This window comes from Zhihengliuella salsuginis, assembly GCF_014651715.1.
In the GTDB taxonomy this organism is placed as follows: Bacteria; Actinomycetota; Actinomycetes; order Actinomycetales; family Micrococcaceae; genus Zhihengliuella; species Zhihengliuella salsuginis.
In genome coordinates this window covers 107,551-125,830 of record NZ_BMXK01000001.1, presented here as the reverse complement: position 1 = coordinate 125,830, position 18,280 = coordinate 107,551, and the positions used below count along the sequence as shown (strand labels likewise).

The 18,280-nt window shown below is 68.9% G+C and carries 16 protein-coding genes; 9 read left to right on the top strand and 7 right to left on the bottom strand.

Annotation, left to right across the window (positions count from 1 at the left end; all coding sequences use genetic code 11):
• Positions 1–26: 26 nt before the first annotated feature.
• Positions 27–1,382 carry a lipase family protein gene (locus tag IE069_RS00600; RefSeq protein WP_189348165.1) on the bottom strand — a complete coding sequence of 452 codons (1,356 nt, stop codon included), beginning with the start codon at positions 1,380–1,382 and terminating at the stop codon, positions 27–29.
• A gap of 186 nt (positions 1,383–1,568) precedes the next feature.
• Here IE069_RS00600 and IE069_RS00595 point away from each other — a divergent pair, with 186 nt between their 5' ends.
• Complete coding sequence (locus IE069_RS00595; protein ID WP_189348164.1) at positions 1,569–3,449, top strand: HNH endonuclease; 1,881 nt, start codon at positions 1,569–1,571, stop codon at positions 3,447–3,449.
• A 36-nt stretch (positions 3,450–3,485) separates the two neighbouring features.
• Here the strand turns inward: IE069_RS00595 and IE069_RS00590 are convergent, their stop codons facing one another.
• The gene (locus tag IE069_RS00590) at positions 3,486–4,091 is read right to left on the bottom strand and encodes a TrmH family RNA methyltransferase (RefSeq protein ID WP_229790889.1); all 606 of its coding nucleotides are present in this window, start codon (positions 4,089–4,091) and stop codon (positions 3,486–3,488) included.
• A gap of 207 nt (positions 4,092–4,298) precedes the next feature.
• Between IE069_RS00590 and nhaA the strand changes: the two genes are divergently transcribed.
• Together nhaA and IE069_RS00580 are read left to right on the top strand one after the other, a co-directional pair.
• A complete protein-coding gene (nhaA, locus tag IE069_RS00585; RefSeq protein WP_189348163.1) occupies positions 4,299–5,657 on the top strand; it encodes a Na+/H+ antiporter NhaA in 1,359 nt (452 codons plus the stop codon).
• 180 nt (positions 5,658–5,837) lie between these two features.
• On the top strand, positions 5,838–7,658 hold the full coding sequence (locus IE069_RS00580) for an SLC13 family permease (protein WP_189348162.1): 1,821 nt from the start codon (positions 5,838–5,840) through the stop codon (positions 7,656–7,658).
• A 34-nt stretch (positions 7,659–7,692) separates the two neighbouring features.
• Here the strand turns inward: IE069_RS00580 and IE069_RS00575 are convergent, their stop codons facing one another.
• The 3 genes from IE069_RS00575 to IE069_RS00565 form a co-directional block, all read right to left on the bottom strand.
• Positions 7,693–8,496 (bottom strand): MerR family transcriptional regulator, encoded by an 804-nt coding sequence (locus IE069_RS00575; RefSeq protein ID WP_189348161.1) that lies wholly within the window; start codon positions 8,494–8,496, stop codon positions 7,693–7,695.
• A 78-nt stretch (positions 8,497–8,574) separates the two neighbouring features.
• Entirely contained in the window at positions 8,575–8,979 is a 405-nt protein-coding gene (locus tag IE069_RS00570) for a hypothetical protein (protein ID WP_189348160.1), read from the bottom strand.
• Between the two features lie 37 nt (positions 8,980–9,016).
• Entirely contained in the window at positions 9,017–9,397 is a 381-nt protein-coding gene (locus IE069_RS00565) for a hypothetical protein (RefSeq protein WP_189348159.1), read from the bottom strand.
• Positions 9,398–9,478: 81 nt separating this feature from the next.
• Here IE069_RS00565 and IE069_RS00560 point away from each other — a divergent pair, with 81 nt between their 5' ends.
• Entirely contained in the window at positions 9,479–11,068 is a 1,590-nt protein-coding gene (locus IE069_RS00560) for a peptide chain release factor 3 (RefSeq protein ID WP_229790849.1), read from the top strand.
• Positions 11,069–11,140: 72 nt separating this feature from the next.
• On the opposite strand, the gene IE069_RS00555 is transcribed toward IE069_RS00560, so the two are convergent.
• Positions 11,141–12,661, bottom strand: a complete 1,521-nt coding sequence (locus IE069_RS00555) for a SulP family inorganic anion transporter (protein ID WP_189348158.1) — start codon at positions 12,659–12,661, stop codon at positions 11,141–11,143.
• A gap of 242 nt (positions 12,662–12,903) precedes the next feature.
• Between IE069_RS00555 and IE069_RS00550 the strand changes: the two genes are divergently transcribed.
• Together IE069_RS00550 and IE069_RS00545 are read left to right on the top strand one after the other, a co-directional pair.
• Positions 12,904–13,257 carry a MerR family transcriptional regulator gene (locus IE069_RS00550; RefSeq protein ID WP_189348157.1) on the top strand — a complete coding sequence of 118 codons (354 nt, stop codon included), beginning with the start codon at positions 12,904–12,906 and terminating at the stop codon, positions 13,255–13,257.
• A gap of 13 nt (positions 13,258–13,270) precedes the next feature.
• On the top strand, positions 13,271–13,930 hold the full coding sequence (locus IE069_RS00545) for a DNA alkylation repair protein (protein ID WP_189348156.1): 660 nt from the start codon (positions 13,271–13,273) through the stop codon (positions 13,928–13,930).
• Between the two features lie 23 nt (positions 13,931–13,953).
• Here the strand turns inward: IE069_RS00545 and IE069_RS00540 are convergent, their stop codons facing one another.
• Positions 13,954–14,967 (bottom strand): LacI family DNA-binding transcriptional regulator, encoded by a 1,014-nt coding sequence (locus IE069_RS00540; protein ID WP_189348155.1) that lies wholly within the window; start codon positions 14,965–14,967, stop codon positions 13,954–13,956.
• Between the two features lie 178 nt (positions 14,968–15,145).
• On the opposite strand from IE069_RS00540, the gene IE069_RS00535 reads away from it, so the two are divergent.
• Genes IE069_RS00535 through IE069_RS00525 form a run of 3 tightly spaced genes read left to right on the top strand, consistent with a single transcriptional unit; the run spans position 15,146 to position 18,262 of the window.
• Entirely contained in the window at positions 15,146–16,480 is a 1,335-nt protein-coding gene (locus IE069_RS00535; RefSeq protein WP_189348154.1) for an ABC transporter substrate-binding protein, read from the top strand.
• Between the two features lie 10 nt (positions 16,481–16,490).
• Positions 16,491–17,426, top strand: coding sequence for a carbohydrate ABC transporter permease (locus IE069_RS00530; protein WP_373287777.1), 936 nt, complete (start codon positions 16,491–16,493; stop codon positions 17,424–17,426).
• Entirely contained in the window at positions 17,426–18,262 is an 837-nt protein-coding gene (locus IE069_RS00525; protein ID WP_189348153.1) for a carbohydrate ABC transporter permease, read from the top strand. Before IE069_RS00530 ends, IE069_RS00525 begins: the two co-directional genes overlap by 1 nt.
• Positions 18,263–18,280: the final 18 nt, after the last annotated feature.

Sequence of the window (18,280 nt, the reverse complement as noted above, 5' to 3'; positions counted from 1 at the left end):
TCGTCGTACCGTGCGGTGGGCGCGGGTCAGAGGCGCCAGCAGCTCGAGAACGCCGGGACGCCGGCGAATCGCGCCTCGAGGAAGAGCATCGCGCGCGGCACGGCGGCCGCATAGCCGCCCACGTGCGTCGGGGCGACCGTGGTCTCCCAGGAGACGACGGCGCCGCTGGCGCACCAGCGCTCGGCGACTCCGCGCCCGGCGCGGTACGGGATGACGTCGTCGAGCACGCTGTGGGAGAGCAGAACCGGGACTGCGGGTGCGCGCCCCGCACCGATCCGCTGCTCCGCCAGCACCGGGGCGAACGGCTCCCGCTCGACCAGGTCCGTGAAGGATTCGCCCGTCGAGGTCAGGGTGGACGTGTCGACGAACGCGTGACCGGCCAGGCCGTCGACCACGCAGGCCTCGGAGGCGTCGGCGAGGCGCTGACGGCCGGCGTCGTTGAGGACGGAGTCGAGGTCGACGGGGTACTGCGCGTCGAGCGCGGACAGGGCGAAGAGGAGGAACACCGTGTAGAGGGACGAGTCGATCTTCGCCGCGACCTGCTGGAGGTCGCCCGGGACCGCGCCGGCGTACGCGCCCTTGAGGTTCAGATCCGGGGCGTAGTCCGGGGCGAGCTCGGCCGCGGCGGCCGAGGCGCCGCCGCCCTGGGAGTAGCCGACCAGCGCCACGGGATTTCCGGCGTCGATGCCGGTCAGGCCCAGGTTCTGCGCGGCGCGCACCGAGTCCAGGACCGCGTGTCCCTGCGCTGCGCGGACCATGTAGCTGTGCGCGCCAGGGGTACCGAGCCCCTGGTAGTCGGTGAGGGCCAGCGCGTAGCCGGCCTCGAGGAGGGCGGTCACCATGGGGCCCTCGTACTCCTGCCCGATCGCCATCTGCCGGGACGGGGCGCAGTGGTCGCCGGCGCCCTGGGTGCCGGCCGCGTACCCGACCACCGGCCGATCGCCCGGGCCGCGCCAGGCCTTCTCGGGAACCAGGACCGTGCCCGTCACGGCCATGGGATCGCCGTGGGCGTCCGTGGAGGCGTACATGATGCGCGTCACCGTCGCGTCCGGCTCGATCAGCCGGACCGGGTCCAGGTAGAACTCGGCCGGCTCGCTGCGGATCACGGCCCCGTCCTCGTCGGGAAGTGTGGAGGGAGGAAGGTAGAAGTCGCCGTCGACCGATCGGGCGAGCTTCTCGAGCGCCGCCTCGCGCTGCAGGTCTTCGCCGGTCACGGCTTGCTGGTCGTCGGGGTCGGCGGTGGCCTGGGCGGGACCTGCGGCGGCCACGAGAGCCGCCGCGGCGAGTACCGCCGTGAGGCTGATGGAGAGGCGGCGGGCGGACGCGCCGCCTCCACTGCGGACGGGTGCACGGTCCGGGGCGCGGGTTTCGAAACGGGTCATGCGGACTCCTGTCATCGAGGTGCGGCGTCGTTGCCGGCGGCTCCACCGTGAAGATACTCGCGGGTAACCTGTGAGCCGAGTCACAGACTAGACCCAGATGTGCACCCCGTAAAGAGGTTCGAAAACGGATCCAATCGGCTCTCCCTGCTCTTCACTTGATCGAACACATCTTCTATAATGGGTGGTATGGCCCACTCGCAACGCTTCCGGTTCCGGATCGGGGACGCAGTCCTCGACCTGGAGCCGGCCGCGCCCGACGAGCCGTCCCCTGCCGGACGGAAGGCGCTGGAAGTCGCGGCGGAGAGCCTGGGACCGCAGGGCCTCCTCGTCTTCGCAGAGCAGCTGCGCTGCTTCGCCGAGGCGGCGTCGTATGAAGCGGCCGTCCGCCTCGAGACCTCTGCGCAGGAAGCGCTGGCCGCCGACCTCGAGGAGGTTGCGGCGTCCTCGGAGGGCATGGCCCGGTCCGTGAACGCGGGCCGGCTCGCTTCGACGGCCCCGGAGCAGGCGGTGGCACAGGAGATCGCCTCGGTTCGCGGCATCGCCCGGCAGAGCGCGGCCCGCGAACTCTCCCGCGCACGGGTGCTGGTCGGCGAGGTCCCCGCCGTCCTCGAGGCGCTGGCAGCAGGGGAAACCGGACCGGCGCACGCGCGCACTGTGGTCGACTTGGCGGCGAAGATCGTGCCTGCCGACGTCGCGGCCCCTGATGAAGGCGATCCGGCGGCAGTGGAGGAGCACCAGCGGACGCTCCAGTCCGCACGGGACGAGTGCCGGGCGCAGCGCCGCCGCTTCTGCGCCGACGTGCTGGATCGTGCCACCGGCAAGACACCGGGACAACTCGAGCGGCACGGCAAGCGCCGCCTCGAGCGCGAACTCGACGAGCCGTTCGGCGTCCGGCACGGCCGCGCGCGGGCAGACAGGTTCGTGGCCGTCGAACCCGACGAGAACGGCATGTGCTACCTGACCGCCTACATTCCGACGGCGGCCGCGGAGGCGATCGATCGCCGGCTGGCCGAGTACGCGGCCGCCCAGACAAACCCGGCAACCCGCACGCGCCCAGCCCTCCAGGACGGCCCCGCCGCCGGGAGCACTCCGCGGATCGACGCGAACGACAACGGACAGGGCCTCGGCGAGTGGGGCCTCGAGGACGACGCCGAAGAGGGCGGCGAACCGCGGACAGCACGGCAGGTCCGCGCCGACGCCTTCGTCGACATGCTGCTCTCCGGCCCGGAAGCGGCCGGTCTGGCCAACGTGAAGCCGCTGGTCACGATCACCGTCCCGGCCACGCTGCTCGCCACTCTGGACCGCACCGCCGCAGACCACTCCGGCGCAGGCGGTTCCGCAGGGACCACCCCAGAACCCGCCGCCGGCGAGTTTGACGGGGCCGCAGCCGACCACCCGGCGGCGACATCCGGGCTGGCCGAGACCGAGCGGTTCGGGGCCTTCGACATCAGCGAACTGGAGCGGCTCCTACCCCAGTCGAGCACCTGGACGCGGGTCGTCACGGATCCCTGGAGCGGCGAGATCACCCGATTCGACGCCGACGCCTACCGGCCCACCGCAGCCATGCGCCGAGCCCTCGCGCTCCGGGACCGGACCTGCCGGGTACCCGGCTGCGGGCGGAGAGCCAGCGCGTGCGAACCCGACCACGTGATCGAGTTCCAGCACGGCGGGAGGACCCGGCTGGAGAACCTCGTGAGTCTCTGCAAGAGATGCCACCGGCTGAAGTCCTGGGGACTCCTGACCTTCGACCTGCAACCAGACGGCACCCTCGAAGTCGAAACATTCTGGGGCACACGCCGCGTCACCCTGCCCGACTCCCCCTGGGCCGCTGTTCCCGACCGGGCGAAGCGCCAGCTGAGCACGATGATCCGCGCCCGCACCCTCAAGATCGACACCGGCCAACCGGGCACGGACCTCTTCAAGCACGGGCCGGGCCTCATCCTCACCTCCCTCGGGCACCGCCGCCGCGGCAGAGCCCGGGCCTCCGGCAGGGATGAAGAATTCGCACGGCTCGTCGCGGGCATGGAGCACCGCCTCGTCGAGTTCCTCCGTCCCTGCCCGTTCTGAGGACGGGCCCGCACCGCGGCAGGGGCGGCCGGGAAATCAGCTGGTGCGCTGCCCGAACACGTGACGGCGGATCCAAGCGTGCATCGCGATGCCGGCCGCCGACGCCGCGTTGATCGATCGGGTCGAACCGAACTGCTCGATCGAGAGCGTCGTCTCCGCCGCAGCATGGACCTCCTCGCTCAGTCCGGGGCCCTCCTGCCCGAAGACGAGCACGCAATTGCGCGGCAGATCGTACGTCTCCAACTGCTGGGAGTCCGGGAAGATGTCGACCCCGATGATGGCCAGCCCCTCGCCGCGCGCCCACTCGACGAACTCGTCGACCGTCGGGTGGTGGCGGACGTGCTGGTACTTGTCCGTCACCATGGCGCCGCGCCGGTTCCAGCGCCGGCGTCCGATGATGTGGACCTCCTTGGCCAGGAACGCGTTCGCAGTGCGGACCACCGTGCCGATGTTCAGGTCGTGCTGCCAGTTCTCGATGGCGACGTGGAACTCGTGCCGGCGCGTGTCCAGCTCGGCGACGATCGCGTCATGATTCCAGTAGCGGTACGCGTCCAGCACGTTGCGCCGGTCGCCCTCACGCAGCAGGTCGGGGTCCCAGTGCTCCCCGTCGGGCCATTCGCCTTCCCATGGCCCGACGCCCACCTCGGGGGCCGGCGGCTGCGCCGGCGTCGTCGTGGAAGCGGGTGCAGCCGCGGCAGCGGCGCCCTCGGGCGTCTCGGAGATCTCGGAAGGGTTCACCCACCCAGCTTAATTGAGGTCGGCGCCACTGCCTCCCCTAGAATGGATGGTGGTGAGCCGGGAAGACTGGTCGGCACAATTTTCATCGACCCCAAAAGGACTGACTCTCATATGGCAAATTCGCCACAGCCCACGCCGCCGCAAGAGGACGGGACCTCCCGGCCGCTCATCGGATGGGGCACGTACTCAGAGTCCCGCCGCATCGGCGAGATCCTCCGCAAGGAGACAGTCGGCGGCATGCTGCTGGTCGCCGCCGCCGCCATCGCGCTGATCTGGGCCAATTCACCGGCCGCGGACTCCTACTTCTCGCTGCGCGATTTCCACGTCGGCATCGAGTCGCTGCACCTGGACCTGAGCCTGGGCCACTGGGCCTCGGACGGCCTGCTGGCCATCTTCTTCTTCCTCGTCGGACTCGAGCTGAAGAAGGAGATCGTCGCGGGCGACCTGCGCAAACCATCCAAGGCGATGGTCCCCGTCATGGCCGCTGTCGGCGGCGTCGTGATCCCGGCCGGGATCTACGCGCTCATCAACATGGGCTCAGCCACGGCCCTGCACGGCTGGGCCATCCCGACGGCGACCGACATCGCGTTCGCCGTCGCCGTGCTGGCGATCATCGGCTCGCACCTGCCGTCGCCGCTGCGCATCTTCCTGCTGACGCTCGCCGTCGTCGACGACCTCATCGCCATCCTGATCATCGCGATCTTCTACACCGATGAGATCGAGATCGCCCCGCTGCTGCTCTTCCTGGTCCCCGTGATCATCTACGCGTTCCTGGCGCAGAAGTTCCGTCACTTCTTCGGCACCAGCAAGTGGGCCGCCTGGGTCATCCTGCTGCCGCTGGGCTTCATCGCCTGGGCGCTCCTCCACGCCTCCGGCATCCACGCGACCATCGCCGGCGTCGTCCTCGGCTTCGTCGTCCCCGTGCTCGTCAGTCAGAAGGGCAAGGACAAGGGCGCGACCCACGGTCTCGCCGAAGATCTGGAGCACCACCTGCGCCCGATCTCGAGCGGTTTCGCGGTCCCCGTCTTCGCCTTCTTCTCAGCGGGCGTCGCGATCGGCGGCGCGGAGGGCTTCGTCTCCGCGCTGACCGACACCGTCACGATCGGCGTCGTCGCCGGCCTGGTGTTCGGCAAGCCGCTCGGCATCCTCGTCACGACCTGGCTGATGGCGAAGTTCACGAACGCCGAGCTCGACAAGTCGATCAAGTGGATCGACCTCTTCGGCGTCGGCCTGCTGGCAGGCATCGGCTTCACGGTCTCCCTGCTGGTGGCAGAGCTCAGCTTCGGCCTCGAGAGCCCGCACAACGACCACGCGAAGGTGGCGATCCTCTCCGCCTCGCTGCTCGCCGCCATCCTGGCCGCGATTCTGCTCGGTTCCCGCAACCGCCACTACAAGCGCGTCGAGCGCGAGGCGGCCGTCGATGCCAACCAGGACGGCATCCCGGACGTTTACGAGAACAACGGGAAGTAGTCCCCTCCCGGCCAACGGGTTGGGTTGAACTCACGACGGCGGCCGCTCACCCTTTCCGGGTGAGCGGCCGCTGCGCTGTGTTCGGCTCCGGTCCGGCACCGTCCAGTGGCGCCGGCCGAGGCTCAGGAGAGTTCTTCATCCTGAGTAGGGCGAGCCGGGTCACTGCTACTCTCAGGTTTCATGACAGTCGAGATCTCCGTTGTTTTCGCCATCATCGCGGTCGCGCTGTATTTCTTCGCCAGTCAGAAGCTCCCGCTCTACGTCACCTCGCTCGGCATCATGGTGCTGGTCATCTGCGTCCCGTTCATCGGAGAGCTGCCGTGGCTGCGCGACACCGGGCTCGACTTCGCCGGCAGCTTCCCGACGGTCGAGGAAGGGCTCTCCGGTCTCTCCAATCCCGCCACCGTGACGGTGATGGCGATGTTCCTGCTCTCCGCGGGCATTCAACGGTCCGGCTTGATGCACGTCCTCGGGCGCAAAATCGTCCCCCTCGTCGGCGATTCAGAGGTCCGCTTCCTGCTGGTGGTGACAGGGCTCGTCGGCGTCATCTCCGGCTTCGTCAACAACACTGCCGCAGTGGCGGTGGCGATCCCCTTCGTCATCGAATTGTCTCGACGCATCGGCCTGAAAGCATCCAAAGCGCTCATCCCGCTCAGCTTCCTCGGCATGCTCGGCGGGATGCTCACCGTCATCGGCACCTCGACGTCGATTCTGGCGGTGGCCATCCTGGCGGACCTGCCGCAGTTCGGGCGCCCGCTCGGCATGTTCGAATTCGCCCCGGTCGGCCTACTCATTCTCGTGATCGGCCTGTTGTACTTCGTGACTGTCGGTCGGCACCTCCTGCCGAATCGCGACCTGGGCGGCGGCGAAACGGACGAGGACGCCCAGTTCGTCGTCGAACTGCGCATCCCGCACGGCAGTGAACTCGTCGGGAACACGCTGGCCGATGCTGACAACGTCAATTACATCGGCGCCGATATCTTGGGCCTCACCAGAGGCGATACTCGGCACGACAGCGAACCTGCCGCGACGATGCCGCTGGAAGACGGCGACATCGTCACCGTCCACGCGACCACACGTCAGGTGGCCGACTTCGTGGCCAGCGATCACGTACACGTGGCGAGCGATATGGACGGCAACTACGGGCACGCGCGGGAGGGGCACCTTGTGCGCGCGGTGGTGCGCAACCGCTGGCTGTTCAACGGCCGCCGCTCTGCCGACATCGGATTCTGGCGGCGCTACCGTGCCCGGCCCATCGGCCTCGAGGGTTCCGGCACGCAGGACACCCGCTTGGCGGACACCAAGCTGCGGGTGGGCGAAATCGTGCTGCTGGAGGCCGCCGAAAAGGACCTGCCGCAGCTTCGCAGCCGGCCGGACCTCGTGCTGCTGAGCGAGTTCGAGGACGAATTCGACCGCAGCCGAATGTGGCTGGTCGGCTCCATCATGCTCGCCGTCGTCCTCTCTGCCGCGCTCACGCCGCTGCCCATCGTGGTGACGGCGCTGGCCGGCGTCGTCCTGATGGCCGTTTCCCGCTGCATCACGGCCGAGGACCTCACGAGCGGGGTGCAGTGGGAGATCATCTTCATGCTGGCCGGCGTGATCCCTCTGGGGATCGCCATGACGAAGTCCGGTGGCGCGCAGTGGATCGGCGAGGTGCTCGCCTCGGCTGCGACCGGGTGGCATCCGCTGCTCGTGCTGATGGCGCTCTACGTCGTCACAACCGTGCTCACCGAGGTCGTCAGCAACAATGCGAGCGTGGTCATTCTGGTCCCCGTCGGTGTCGCGCTCTCGACGGCGCTCGACATCCCGGTCCTGGCGGTAGCGCTGACCGTGATGTTCGCGGCATCGACCAGCTTCCTCTCGCCGGTCGGCTACCAGACCAACGCGATGGTGTTCGGCACCGGCGTCTACAAGTTCACCGACTTCGCGAAGGTGGGGGCCCCACTCAACCTCATCCTGATGGTGGCCACCTGCACCGCCATCTGGTGGATGTGGGGGTAGGCCTCCGGACGGTCGACTCCTCCGGCGGCGTGTCTCAGACCGGGGCCACGGGCTGCTGGAGCTCGGTGACCCAGCCGGACTGGTCCTCGCCGTCAGCGCGCAGGTAGAGCTCCCGGCACGGCCCCGACGCGGCGAGCCCGCGGGCGATCGCCTCAGCGTGGATCGCCTGCCAGGATTCGGCGATGCGGCTCATCTCGCCCAGGTGCACCGCGCACACGGCCTGGTCGACGCGCGGCAGCTCGACGATCTCCACGCCCTCGCGCGGCCCGCCCGTGTAGACGTACCCTGCGGTGATGCGCAGGCCCTCCTCGCTCATGTCGTACTGCGCGATCGGGGTTTCCAGCGCGCCGGGCGTGGACCCGATGACGGACGCAACCCGGTCGAACAGCGGCCCGACGACGCCGGCGACCTCCGGCTGCTCCGCAACGACGGCGGTCCCGGCGGCCAGCCGCAGCGGCGGCAGCGACTTCTCGACGAATTCGACGGTGGACATGTGTTTCTCCCTTTCGATGAGGCGGAGCCGGTGTTCCACGTCCACGAGCCGGGCCGCGGCGATCCGGTAGTCGCGTTCGACGTCGGCCCTCCGTGCGCGCAGGAGGGCTTCCATCCGGGCGGCGTCGACGCCTTCCTCGAGGAAATCGGCGACGTCCTCCAGACCGAACCCGAGCTGCCTCAGCGCGACAATCCGGTGCAGCCGCTCGAGCTGCGACGGGTCGTAGGAGCGGAACCCCGTGAACTCGTCCACGCGCGCAGGCACCAGCAGCCCGGCCGCATCCCAGTGCCGCAGCATGCGGTGGCTGACCTGGCCGATACGCGCGAACGCTCCGATGGACAACATGCTTCTGTTCTCCCATCTGCCACAGTGTGAGAGTCAAGACGGTCCCACGCCCCGGGCCGCGAGTCGGTCAGCGCCGCCTCAATCTGCGTCGGCGAAGCCGAACTCCCGGTAGTGCTCGACGGCGTCAGCGGCCACCAGGGCGTAGACGGTCTCGGCGCCCTCGCCGTGTGCGTTGTCCGCGAGGCGCTCGACGACGGCGCCGATGTGCTCAGGCCCCAGCGCGTCGTCGTCGTGCACGGGAAGAACTGGCGCGACGACGGCGAAGCCGTCACCGTACGCGACCCGTCCGCGGGCGACGGGGCGGTCGAAGAGCGTGAGCTCGACGACGTCGTAGTCCGCCAGCGGGGCCTCGAAAAGCGCGTACTCCTCCGGCAGCTTCCGGGGCGAGCCCACCTCGAGGGTGGGCGCGCGCAGCAGAGCGGCGTCGCTCGGGCGGTCGGATTCCAGCTGCTCCCAGAGCGGAGCCCAGTCGTGAGTGCTCATGGACAGCACGCTACACCCGGCCCCCGTAGCGGGAAACTCAGGCCGGAGGCCCGGTGCGCGGGCCAAAGACGGCCAGCGGATCCTCGGGTTCGGGCTGGTCCGCCTGCCGGTTCCAGAAGACCACCACGGCCGCATAGCCGGACACGCCGAGCGCCACGCCCGCCGCCATCCACCAGGGGTCGGGCAGCCACGTCGCGACGGGGACGGCGACCGTCAAGCCGACCACCACATTCAGTTGACGCCAGCTGAGCCGGCGCGCCGGCAGGTCGCGGAGGAGGAGCGTCGCCAGGGTGCCGGCCAGCAGGAAGGGTGCGGCGAGCGCGATTGAGACGAGCACCCCGAACGCCACCGAGAAGACGAGGGCCGTCAGTGCGGCGCCGAAGCAGACGCCGATCACGTGCCCGTAGAGCCTGACCACGATTCCCCCTCGCGCGTTGCGGATACGGCCATTCCACCACACGATCCGGCGGCCGCCCGGCGCAAGGGGTAGCGTTGGAGGGTGCTGAACACTGACTCCCCCGCCGGCGGCGACGCCGGACCCGCTACCGAAACCGCGCGGCGCCGAACCTTCGCCGTCATCTCTCACCCGGACGCCGGCAAGTCCACCCTGACCGAGGCGATGGCGCTGCAGGCCCGGGTGGTCGACGAAGCCGGTGTCACGCACGGCAAGGCGAGCCGGCAGTCCACGGTGTCCGACTGGAACGACGTCGAACGCGAGCGCGGAATCTCCATCAGCTCCTCGGCGCTGCGCTTCGACTTCGCGGGCAAGGTCATCAACCTCCTGGACACCCCCGGGCACTCGGACTTCTCCGAGGACACCTACCGGGTGCTGATGGCCGTGGACTTCACCGTCATGCTGATCGATGCCGCCAAGGGCATGGAACCGCAGACGCGCAAGCTCTTCGACGCCTGCCGCCGCCTCGACCTGCCCGTCATCACCGTCATCAACAAATGCGACCGGCCCGGCAAGGAGCCGCTCGAGCTGTTCGACGAGATCCAGGACGCGACCGGCCGCACCCCGGTCGCCGTGAACTGGCCGGTCGGCCTGCCCAGCGCCTTCCAGGGTCTGACGACTCCGGGCGAGGAGACCTACACGTGGCACGAGGCCACGCAGTCGGGGGCGCGCGTGGCCCGCGAGGAGGTCGTCGAGGGCGCGAGCGACGAGCGGCTCGAGCCCGGCGCCTGGTCGGCCGCCAGCGAGAACGCCCTTCTCGCCCGCGAACTCAACGGCGCCTTCGACGACGAGGACTTCACCGCTTGCGAGCAGACTCCCGTCTTCTTCACCGCGGCCTCGAGCAACCTGGGCGTCCGGGCGGTCATGGACTTTATCGCAGCCCACGCGCCCGCGCCGTCGCCGCGCACCGCCGTCACGGGAGACGACCGCGCCCTGACGGCCGACTTCTCCGGTTACGTCTTCAAGGTCCAGTCCGGCATGAACCCGGCCCACCGGGACCAGATCGCGATCGTCCGGGTGAACTCCGGGACCTTCGAGCGCGGCATGGACATCCGCCACGCCCAGTCCGGGCGACCCCTGAATTCCAAGTACGCCCACCACCTCGTAGGGCGCGGACGCGAAACCGCCGCGCTCTCGTGGCCGGGCGATATCGTCGGATTCGTCAACGTGACCGGCCTGAAGATCGGCGACACGATGCACTCCGGCAAGCGCGTCGAGTTCCCGCCGATGCCCCGGTTCAACCCGGAACGCTTCCGCGTCATCCGCCTCACGGACTCCAGCCAGCAGAAGCGCTTCGCCAAGGGCATCGCGCAGCTTGAGGAGGACGGCACCGTGCAGGTGTTCCGCACGCCGGACGGCAGCCCGCGCGGCCCCGTACTCGGTGCCGTCGGGGACTTGCAGTTCGAGGTCGTCAAGGAGCGCCTGCGACGCGAATTCGGCGTCGAAACGGCCTACGACGAGCTGCTCCCCTACGAGCTCTCCCGCCCTCTGAAGGGCCCGAACGTCGAATCGCTCAAGCAGGTCTTCGGCACCGACCTGCTCTACCGTCCCGACGGCGAGGTGGTGGGCGTCTTCCGCGACAAGTGGAAGTTCGAGCGCGCCCTCGAGAAGCTGCCCGAACTGTTCGCGGACTGAACGCCGAGGGCGCCCGCACCGGTTCTCCGGTGCGGGCGCCCTCGGCGTCGTCGCTGGCGGTGGCCGGCGCGATCAGTGGCCGCCGGCGTTGAGCTTTCCGGCCAGGCGCGTGCGCATCTCGACGCTGGCCTCGTTGAGGCCGACGACCTCGACGTCCTTGCCGTAGTGCTCGTACTTCTCCTGGATGCTGTCGAGTGCGGCGATCGTCGACGCGTCCCAGAGGTGCGAGGCGTGCATGTCGATGACGACCTTGTCCGGATCGGTCGCGTACTCGAACTGGTAGTAGAGGTCGTTCGAGGAGGCGAAGAACAGCTCGCCGTCCACCACGTAGGTGGCCACGGCGTCGTCGCCCTCGCCGGCGACCGAGCGCTTGACGGTCACGAAGTGCGCGACGCGGCGGGCGAAGAGGATCATCGCCATGACCACGCCGATACCGACGCCGATCGCCAGGTTGTGCGTGGCGACCGTGCCGATGACGGTTGCCAGCATGACTATGGTCTCCGACTTGGGCATCCGCTTGAGCGTCGACGGCATGATGGAGTGCCAGTCGAAGGTCATGATCGACACGAAGATCATGACGGCGACGAGCGCCGCCATGGGGATGACCGCCACCAGGTCACCCAGCGAGATGACCAGGATCAGCAGGAACAAGCCGGCCAGGAACGTGGAGATGCGGGTGCGGGCACCCGAGGCCTTCACGTTGATCATGGTCTGGCCGATCATGGCGCAGCCGCCCATGCCGCCGAACAGGCCGGCGACCACGTTCGCGACGCCCTGGCCCCACGACTCGCGGGTCTTGTCCGAGTGCGTGTCCGTGATGTCGTCGACGAGCTTGGCCGTCATGAGGGACTCGAGCAGGCCAACGAAGGCCATCGCCAGCGAGAACGGGAAGATGATCTGCAGCGTCTCGACGTTGAACGGGACGTCCGGAATCAGCAGGGACGGAAGGGACTCGGGCAGGTCGCCCTTGTCGCCGACGGTCGGGACGGTGATGGCGGCGAGCACGGTGATCAGGGTCAGGACGACGATGGCCACGAGCGGGGCCGGGACCACGTTGGTGAGCTTCGGCAGGCCGAAGACGATCAGCAGCCCGAGCGCCGTCAGCGGGTACACCAGCCACGGCACGCCGATCAGCTCGGGAACCTGCGAGGAGAAGATCAGGATGCCGAGCGCGTTCACGAAGCCGACCATGACGGAACGCGGGATGAAACGCATCAGCTTGGCGACGCCGACGAGGGCGAGCACGATCTGCAGGATGCCGGCGAGGATGACGGCGGCCAGGAAGTACTGGATGCCGTGCGACTCCACCAGCGGCGCGATCACCAGCGCGACGGCACCCGTGGCGGCCGTGATCATGGCCGGGCGCCCGCCGACGAAGGCGATCGTGACAGCCATCGTGAAGGAGGCGAACAGGCCGAGCCGCGGGTCGACGCCGGCGATGATCGAGAACGCGATCGCCTCCGGGATCAGGGCCAGGGCGACGACGAGGCCGGCCAGCACCTCGGTCTTCAGCAGACGCGGCGATCGGAGCGTGCGCAGGACCGACTGCCGCTCGATCGGCGTCATCTCGGCGGACGCGGCTTTCGTAGACATTCGTGCCTTTCCTCTTCTGGTGCGGCGGGGACCGCAGGGCGCGCAGCCGTGGGCGGTCCGATCGAGGCCGGCCCGCCCACGTCGATGTGGTGGAAGTTCGTAGAATGGAGCCTGCTTCACTGGTTCACGGCAGAAGCTGCCACCGGCAGGCAGAAACCAGCGTACCCTAACGTAACGTTAGGGTTGAAGGAATGTGACGGACGCCACCATCCGGCCCCGCTCCACTCGAGACGAGGAGAGATATGCAGATCGGCGAACTTTCGGAGGCCGTGGGCCTCTCGCTGCGCACCATTCGCCACTACGACGACGTCGGCCTCCTCCCCGCCTCGCGCACCGAGGGCGGCTACCGGGTCTACTCGGAGAGCGACCTGCGGCGCATGCTCGCCATCCGCACCCTGAAGCCGCTGGGTTTCTCGCTGGAGGAGATGCGCGGCATCCTCGACGCGATCGACTCCGCCGAGGCGGACCCCGACGACGACGCCGCCCGCGACCGGCTGCGCGGGTTCACCGAGCAGGTCGCGGCCAAGCGCGAGCAGATGGCAGTCAACCTCGAGCGTGCCACCAACCTCGTCAGCCAGTTGCGCGACCTCGCCTAGGGAGGAGGCGCCGATGAACGCCGCGGACCTGCTGGCCGAACTCGAATCCGTTGCCGATCCGGGCACCCACCCCAATCGTCACTACCGCGGCGACGGCCCGGTACTCGGTGTCCGCATGGGGACGCTCTTCGGGATCGCCAAGCGCTTCACCGGCCTACCGCTGGCCCAGGTGGACGAGCTGCTGGACGAGCCCGCGTACGAACCGCGTCTGGCAGCCTTCTGCATTCTCGACTTCGCTGTGCGCGCCCGCGGGGCGACCGGGGCGGAGCGCGCGGACCGCTACGAACTGTATCTGGCACGCCATGATCGGATCGACGCATGGGACATGGTCGACCGCGCCGCGCCGCGCGTCGTCGGCGACTACCTCCGCGATCGGTCGCGGCGCCCACTCTTCGCCCTCGCGGAATCAGAGGATCCGCTGCGGCGCCGCACGGCGATCACGGCGCCCCTGGCGTATACGCGCCCTCCGGACACGGAGGGGATCGCGGATCTCCTGACAATCGCCGAGCGCCTCCTGCACGATCCCGATCCGCTCGTCGCCAAGCCGGTCGGGACCGCCCTCAAACACGCGGGCGGCGCCGCCCCGGACGCGGTGAAGGACTTCCTCAACCGACTCGGCGACCGGGTGCCCACCCCGATTCAGCGTGCCGCGCAGGAGAAACTGCCCGGGTAGACGGCATCCGCCGCGGCCCTCCTTCAGGCTGGCGCGGCCGTCGACTCGCGGACCACGAGCCGCGTCTCCAACTGGAAGGGGTGGGCGAACCGCTCGGAATCCCCCGCCAGCGCCAGCACGCGCTCCACCGCGACCTGGCCCATGGAGCCGAGCGGCTGGCGGACGGTCGTCAGCGGCGGCGACATCCACGACGCCGCCGACGTGTCGTCGAAGCCGATCACGCTGAGGCGCCCCGGGACGCCGATCCCGAGCTCCTCCGCGGCCCGCAGCACGCCGAGGGCGACGTCGTCGGACACCGCGAAGATCGCCGTCGGCGGATCCTCCGAGTGCAGCATGCGCAGCGCGGCGACGCGCCCGACCTCGGGCGTGAACCCGTCGCCCGCGACCAGCGACTCGTCCACTGCCAGCCCCGCCAACTGCATCGCCGACCGGAACCCCTGGAGGCGCTCGCCCGCGGGGACGGAGTCGCCGGGGCCGCACGCCATGCCGATCCGCCGGTGCCCCAGCCCGATCAGGTGGTCGGTGGCCTGCTTGCCGCCCTGCCAGTTGGTGGAGCCGATCGACACCACGTGCTCGCGGTTCGGCGAGGCGGGGTCGACGGCGATGAGCGGCAGCGCGTTCCTGCGGCACCAGCGCACGGTGGCGTCGTCGAGCGACGTCGTGACGACGATCAGGCCGGCCACCCCGTCTTTCACGAGGTCGCGCAGCCACGCCATCGACATGACGTCGTGGCCGACCGACTCGCCCTCGATGCAGGTGGTCACCAGGTCGACGCCGGCCCGCTTGGCCGCGTGGATGGCCCCGTTGAGGATCGCCACGGCATAGGGGCTGCTGAAGTGGTCGAAGACCATCGTCAGCCGCGGATGCGAACTGCCGGGCCGCGATCGCGGCCGCGGTGCGTACGACATCTCCTCCGCAACTTTCGTGATCTTTCGACGGACAGTCTCACTGACGTCGCCGCGCCCGTTGAGGGCCTTCGACGCTGTCGCCGTCGACACCCCCGCCGCCGCTGCGACGTCCTGAAGCCGAACTGTCACCGATCCCTCCTCTTCCTCCGCGCCGCCGATCGGGCCGACGAACACCTGGCCTGCGATGCACTTGACGTGACTCACAGCACACTATAACTTGTGTCCGCCATTAGTAACTTTCCGAAACTTTCGTGACGACGGGTCGCTGAGGCACCACCGCCGTCCGCAGAAATCGAGGGAATCCACCATGCACGTCTCCGCGAATCCGACCCCGCCAGCCACGAAGAAGCGCGGCACCCGTCGCCGCCTCCTGGCGTCCGCCGCACTGATCGCCCCGCTCGCCCTCTCCGCCTGCGGCGGCGCACAGCCCGGCGGGGCCACCGCCGGCGGCTTCTCCGCCTGGACCCTCACGGGATCCCAGCAGGACGCCTTCGAGGCCTCCTTCGAGCAGTGGAACGAGGCGAATCCCGATCAGGGGATCTCCGCCGAGTTCTTCGCCAACGACGCCTACAAAGAGAAGATCCGCACCGCCGTCGGCGCAGGCAACGCCCCGACCCTCATCTTCAACTGGTCGGGCGGCACTCTCGCCGATTACGTCGCCAACGGCAACGTCGTCGACCTGACCGGCAAGGTCGACGCGCTCGAGGACCGCGCGATCGAGTCCATCGAGCAGGCCGGCGAGGTGGACGGGGCGCAGTACGCCGTCCCGAACAACAGCACGCAGCCCGTGGTTCTCTACATCAACGAGAAACTCTTCGACGAGGTCGGCGTCGAGCCGCCGACCACGTGGGAGGAGACGCTCGACGCCGTCGAGGCCTTCAAAGCGGAGGGCATCATCCCGTTCGCCGTCGCCGGCCAGAGCCAGTGGCCGTACCTGATGTGGATCCAGTACCTCACCGACCGCATCGGCGGCCCGGAGGTCTTCCAGGCCATCGCGAACAACGAGCCGGACGCGTGGAGCCACCCGGCGGTGGCCGAGGCCCTCACCAGGATCCAGGAGCTCGTCGACGCCGGCGGTTTCGGCGACTCCTACGGCTCGGTGGTCGCCGACGCCAACGCGGACGCCGCCCTGGTCCACACGGACAAGGCCGCGATGCTGCTGCAGGGGTCTTGGGTCTACGCGGGCTTCAAAGCCGACGCGCCGGAGTGGTACGAGGAGGGCAACCTGGGATTCGCCCCGTTCCCCACCGTCGACGGCGGCGCAGGCGACCCGGCGAACATCGTCGGCAACCCGGCCAACTTCTGGGCCGTCTCCGCAGATGCCTCCGAGGAGGAGCAGCAGGCCGCGTTCGACTACCTGAACGAGTACACCCTCAACGAGGAGTCCATCGACAAGTTCATCGAGCTGGGGCTGGTCCCCTCGACCGACGACGCCGGGGAAGCCATCGCCGCCAGCGAGGACGCGGAGTTCCTGGACTACGCCTACGGCATGGTCCAGGACGCGCCGAACTTCCAGCTCTCGTGGGACCAGGCGCTGGCTCCGGATCAGGCACAGGAACTGCTGACCAACCTCTCGCAGATCTTCCAGGGAACGGTCACGCCGGAGCAGTTCGTGGACAACATGAACGCCACGATCAAGTAGCCGGATGCCGATGAGTACCCTGACTGCTCCGGTGAGCCCCCCGCCCGCTCCGGCACGCCGGCGCCAGCGGCGGACGACGACCGACGGGCCGAGCTACTGGATGCTGGCCCCCGCGCTGGCCTTCTTCACGGTCTTCGCCCTGATCCCGCTGCTCGGCGTGGCCGTACTGTCCCTCACGAACTGGGACGGGCTCGGGACGCCGTCGTTCGCCGGCCTCGCGAACTGGCAGAGCGTGTTCTCCGACCCGGTGACGCTGCACGCCATGTGGCTGACGCTCGCCATGACCGTGCTGACCTACGTGACCCAGGCGCCGATCGCCATCCTGCTCGGCGTCTTCATGGCCGGCAGCCAGAAGTACCGGGCCGTGTACTCGGTGCTGTACTTCCTGCCGCTGCTGTTCTCCGCGGCCGCGGTCGGCATCGCGTTCAAGGCCCTGCTGGACCCGAACTTCGGCCTGTCCAACGCGTTCAACGTCCCGTGGTTGAGCCAGGACTGGCTCGGCAGCACCGATCTGGTCTTCTACGTGCTGATCTTCGTCATCGCGTGGTGCTTCGTCCCCTTCCACTCGCTGCTCTACCAGGCGGGCGTCAAGCAGATCCCGACGTCGATGTACGAGGCCGCCATGCTCGACGGCGCCGGGCGCGTGCGCACCTTCTTCTCCGTGACGCTCCCGCAGATCAAGTACACCGTCATCACCAGTTCGACGCTGATGATCGTCGGCTCGCTGACGTACTTCGACCTGGTGTTCGTCATGACCAACGGCGGGCCGGGCAACGCGACCCGCATCCTGCCGCTGGACATGTACCTCACCGGATTCCGCAGCTACCAGATGGGCCCGGCGAGCGCGATCGCCGTGATCCTCGTGGTGGTCGGCCTCGTGATCTCACTGCTGCTGAACCGGCTCGGCGGGGCGGACAAAATGGAAAGCCAGCAGGAGGGCGCCTGATGAATCTGCGTACAACGGGCGGGCAGGCCCCCAACGCCATCGGCGGACTCGCCGCCACCTTCTGGCTGCTGGTGACGATCGTCCCGATCTACTACATCCTGGTCACCAGCCTGAAGCCGCGGCAGGAGTACTTCGGCGCCAACCCGCTGGCGTGGCCGCGGGAATTGACCTTCGCCGCGTACGGCCGGGTGCTCGAGAACGAGTTCGCGCTGTACTTCTTCAACTCGGCGCTGGTCACGGTGGTGACCGTCGGCGTCGTGCTGTTGATCTCGCTGCTGGCGAGCTACGTGATCGTCCGCAACCGCGGGGCATTCGCGAAGTTCAGCCACCGCCTCTTCCTGCTGGGCATCGCCATCCCGATCCAGGCGACGATCATCCCCGTCTACTACCTGATCGTGCAGCTGGGACTCTACGACTCCCTGCTGGCGCTGATCCTGCCGGGCATCGCGTTCGCCATCCCCATCAGCGTGCTGATCCTGACGAACTTCCTGCGCGACATCCCGTCCTCGCTGTACGAGGCGATGACGCTCGACGGCGCCAGCCACTGGCAGATGTTCCGCGAGCTGGTGCTGCCGCTGTCCAAGCCGGCGATCATGGCGGTCGGCATCTACGACGCGCTGCAGGTGTGGAACGGCTTCCTGTTCCCACTGGTGCTCACCCAGAGCTCCGAGGTGCGGGTGCTGCCGCTGTCCCTGTGGACCTACCAGGGCGAATTCGCGGTGGACATCCCGGCGGTGCTCGCCGCCGTCGTCCTCTCCTGCCTCCCGATCCTCGCCGCCTACATCATCGGCCGCCGCCAGCTCGTGGCGGGCCTGACGGCCGGCTTCAGCAAGTAACGACGCCCACGAACCGCA